A 3,882-nucleotide genomic window follows, 5' to 3' on the forward strand; every position below is an offset into this window, starting at 1 on the left:
ACTCAAAATGAATCAAGGGGCTTCTTAAAAACGGCGGCTACCTACTCTCCCACTGTTACGCAGTACCATCGGCGTGACGAGGCTTAACTTCTCTGTTCGGAATGGGAAGAGGTGGAACCCTCGTGCTATAACCACCTGAATAAGGTTATGACATGATGAAAAGTAAAATCATAGTGTATAGCAAGCTAAACGTATATACCCAACCGGTACATGTCCGAAAGAAAGTGAACGGGCAATTAGTAATGCTCGGCTTTGATGTTACCACCTTTACACCTGCATCCTATCAACGTCATCGTCTTTGACGACCCTAAGAAATCTAATCTTGTGGCTGGCTTCGTACTTAGATGCTTTCAGCACTTATCCAATCCCGACTTAGATACCCAGCAATGCACCTGGCGGCACAACTGGTAAACCAGCGGTCAGTCCAACACGGTCCTCTCGTACTAGTGTCAGAGCCACGCAAATTTCATACGCCCACGATAGATAGAGACCGAACTGTCTCACGACGTTCTGAACCCAGCTCGCGTGCCACTTTAATGGGCGAACAGCCCAACCCTTGGGACCTTCTCCAGCCCCAGGATGTGACGAGCCGACATCGAGGTGCCAAACCCCTCCGTCGATATGAGCTCTTGGGAGGGATCAGCCTGTTATCCCCGGAGTACCTTTTATCCTTTGAGCGATGTCCCTTCCATACGGAAACACCGGATCACTATGCTCTAGTTTCCTACCTGATCGACTTGTCTGTCTCCCAGTCAAGCGCCCTTATGCCATTACACTCTACGGACGGTTACCAATCGTCCTGAGGGCACCTTTAGAAGCCTCCGTTACACTTTTGGAGGCGACCACCCCAGTCAAACTACCCACCAAACAGTGTCCTCGCAACAACGAGTTAGAACTCAAATAATCAAAGGGCCGTATTTCAACAGCGACTCCACAAATACTGGCGTACCTGCTTCAAAGTCTCCGGCCTATCCTACACATCAATTACCCAAATTCAATGTTAAGCTATAGTAAAGGTTCACGGGGTCTTTTCGTCCCATCGCGGGTAATCGGCATCTTCACCGATACTACAATTTCACTGAGCTCACGGTTGAGACAGTGTCCAGATCATTACACCATTCGTGCAGGTCGGAACTTACCCGACAAGGAATTTCGCTACCTTAGGACCGTTATAGTTACGGCCGCCGTTTACTGGGGCTTCAATTCAATGCTTCTCTTGCGATGACATCTCCTCTTAACCTTCCAGCACCGGGCAGGTGTCAGGCTGTATACGTAATCTTTCAATTTGGCACAGCCCTGTGTTTTTGTTAAACAGTTGCCTGGACCTATTCTCTGCGCCCAACTCTCGTTGGGACCCTTTATCCCGAAGTTACAGGGTCAATTTGCCTAGTTCCTTAACCGTGAATCACTCAAGCGCCTTAGTATATTCAACCCGACTACGTGTGTCCGTTTGCGGTACGGGTACCTTAAAGATTAAGTTTAGCGGATTTTCTTGGGAGTATGCTTACACGCACTATTACCTTATTCCGAAGAATTTGGTATACTATCAGGTTCGACTCTTATCCTGGATTTGCCTGGGATAATCAACATCTACACCCTTCAACGGACTATTCCGTCAGTCCGCGGCGCTGTCACTCCTCCGTCTCCACGTCACTCTTTAAGGTAGTACAGGAATATTAACCTGTTCTGCCATCGGCCTCACCGTTCGGCTGAGCCTTAGGACCCGACTAACCCTGATCCGATTAGCGTTGATCAGGAAACCTTAGTCTTTCGGCGAGGGGGTTTCTCACCCCCTTTATCGTTACTTATACCTACATTTGCTTTTCCACACGCTCCAGCAAAGCTCACGCTTCACCTTCGACGCAGAGTGGAATGCTCCCCTACCGATCCTTACGGATCCCATAGCTTCGGTAAATTGCTTGATGCCCGATTATTATCCACGCCAAACTCCTCGACTAGTGAGCTGTTACGCACTCTTTAAATGAATGGCTGCTTCCAAGCCAACATCCTAGCTGTCTTAGCAATCTGACTTCGTTAGTTCAACTTAGCAATTATTTCGGGACCTTAGCTGATGGTCCGGATTCTTCTCCTTTAGGACATGGACCTTAGCACCCATGCCCTCACTCCTGGGATCGAACTACTGCGCATTCGGAGTTTATCAAGACTTGATAGGCGGTGAAGCCCTCGCATCTTATCAGTCGCTCTACCTCACAGTAGTAATTCCCAAGGCTGCACCTAAATGCATTTCGGGGAGTACGAGCTATCTCCAAGTTTGATTAGCCTTTCACCCCCACCCTCAGTTCATCCGGAAGCTTTTCAACGCTTATCGGTTCGGTCCTCCAGTTAGTGTTACCTAACCTTCAACCTGACCAAGGGTAGATCACTTGGTTTCGCGTCTACTCCTTCCGACTAATCGCCCTATTAAGACTCGCTTTCGCTTCGGCTGCGGATCTCAAGATCCTTAACCTTGCCGGAAAAAGTAACTCGTAGGTTCATTATGCAAAAGGCACGCCGTCACTGCTGAAGCAGCTCCGACCGCTTGTAGGCGCACGGTTTCAGGGACTATTTCACTCTTCTATTCGAAGTGCTTTTCACCTTTCCTTCACAGTACTGGTTCGCTATCGGTCTCTCGGGAGTATTTAGCCTTACCGGATGGTCCCGGCAGATTCACGCAAGATTCCTCGTGTCCCGCGCTACTCAGGATACCACTACGCTTCATTTAGCTTCGAATACCGGACTATCACCGTCTATGGTCCCATTTTCCAAAGGGTTCTTCTCACTAAACTTCTTGCGAGAGCGTGGTCCTACAACCCCAATATTGCCGTAACAACATTGGTTTGGGCTAATCCCCGTTCGCTCGCCACTACTAGGGGAATCATTATTATTTTCTTTTCCTACAGGTACTAAGATGTTTCAGTTCCCTGTGTTAGCCTCTTGCTATGCAAGATGTCATTCCTTCAGAATGACGGGTTGTCCCATTCGGAAATCTTCGGATCAAAGGTTATTTGCACCTGCCCGAAGCTTATCGCAGCTTATCACGTCCTTCATCGCCTCCGAGAGCCAAGGCATCCGCCATGCGCCCTTGCTTACTTTCTTTCAAACGTTTTATTCTCGTACTGGTATTGGTAGTGGAATTGCTTCCTTCTATCAATATTGCATACTCGAACACGTACGGTTTGATATATACTTTTAGCTCTTACTAAAATTTTACTTTTTGTACATCATGTCAAAGATCGTTTCTCTTTTTCAGAGATCGTGGAGAATAACGGATTCGAACCGTTGACCCTCTGCGTGCAAGGCAGATGCTCTAGCCAGCTGAGCTAATCCCCCAAGAGGTTATTCAAGAATTTTGTTTTTTAGCTTTTAGCTTTCGCTGTTCCTCATTCTTGAGCTTGGTAGTCCCAGGCAGAGTTGAACTGCCGACCTCTACATTATCAGTGTAGCGCTCTAACCAACTGAGCTATAGGACTATGTTCTACGCATTATCGGCTGCTTTCGGCATAATCGATGCAAGCATCGCTTCTGCTCTCTCTTGCTCGATAATTCAACCTTGTCTACCTGTATGTTAGACTCGGCTTCTTTTTTCTCTTGTTTATCTCTATCTATACTTCTATAGATGGTTGATCTATATTCTATAAATAAACAAGTACCAGTAGTACAAAAAACAGAACCTTTAAAGTCTTTAAGTGGCTGCCACGTTTTGTGACAGTTACGGCATCGCTCCAGAAAGGAGGTGTTCCAGCCGCACCTTCCGGTACGGCTACCTTGTTACGACTTAGCCCCAATTACCAGTTTTACCCTAGGACGCTCCTTGCGGTTACGTACTTCAGGTACCCCCGGCTTTCATGGCTTGACGGGCGGTGTGTACAAGGCCCGGGAACG

General features: G+C 47.7%; 2 tRNA genes and 2 rRNA genes. All 4 read right to left on the bottom strand.

From position 1 onward, the window contains the following. Positions 1-28 precede the first annotated feature (28 nt). Positions 29-139 (bottom strand): 5S ribosomal RNA (gene rrf, locus HMPREF9010_RS00070). Positions 140-216: 77 nt separating this feature from the next. Continuing rightward, positions 217-3,096: ribosomal RNA gene (locus tag HMPREF9010_RS00065) — 23S ribosomal RNA — on the bottom strand. Positions 3,097-3,256: 160 nt separating this feature from the next. Beyond that, a tRNA-Ala gene (locus HMPREF9010_RS00060) sits at positions 3,257-3,330 on the bottom strand. A gap of 63 nt (positions 3,331-3,393) precedes the next feature. Further along, positions 3,394-3,470: transfer RNA gene (locus HMPREF9010_RS00055), tRNA-Ile, on the bottom strand. Positions 3,471-3,882 lie beyond the last annotated feature (412 nt).

This window comes from Bacteroides sp. 3_1_23, assembly GCF_000162555.1.
GTDB classification, from domain to species: Bacteria; Bacteroidota; Bacteroidia; order Bacteroidales; family Bacteroidaceae; genus Bacteroides; species Bacteroides ovatus.